Origin of the sequence: Winogradskyella psychrotolerans RS-3 (assembly GCF_000427335.1) — a bacterium.
GTDB lineage: Bacteria > Bacteroidota > Bacteroidia > Flavobacteriales > Flavobacteriaceae > Winogradskyella > Winogradskyella psychrotolerans.
Window position 1 is genome coordinate 1 of record NZ_ATMR01000147.1, and the last position, 521, is coordinate 521.

The following is a 521-nucleotide window of genomic DNA, read 5'->3' on the forward strand; positions in this document are numbered from 1 at the left end:
GGATCTAAGCAATCAAGGGCTAGATGAAAAACTTGTCCTGAGAGCTGATGGCACTTCCGTATACATGACACAGGACATGGGAACTGCTGACCTAAAATTCAAAGACCATGCTATAGACAAGTCTGTATACGTAGTGGGCAACGAACAAGATTATCACTTTGAAGTCTTGTTTAAAATCATGGGCTTATTGGAACGGCCTTATGCCAATAACTTATTCCACCTTTCCTACGGCATGGTAGACCTGCCATCAGGAAAAATGAAATCCCGTGAAGGAACAGTAGTAGACGCCGATGACCTGATTCAGGAAATGGTAGATACTGCACGAAGCCACACGCAAGAACTCGGTAAAATAGATGGCTTTAGCCAAGAAGAAGCTGAGAAACTGTACGAGATGTTGGGTTTAGGAGCTATCAAATATTTCCTTCTGAAGGTAGACCCTAAGAAGAGGATGTTGTTCAACCCTCAGGAGTCCATTGAATTCCAAGGCAATACTGGCCCATTTATCCAATATACCCATGCAC

General features: G+C 43.4%; 1 protein-coding gene. It reads left to right on the forward strand.

Going from position 1 to position 521, the window contains the following annotated elements; all coding sequences use genetic code 11:
• A partial coding sequence (gene argS / locus ADIWIN_RS15095) for an arginine--tRNA ligase domain-containing protein (protein ID WP_040757569.1) occupies positions 1-521 on the forward strand: 521 nt, incomplete at both ends.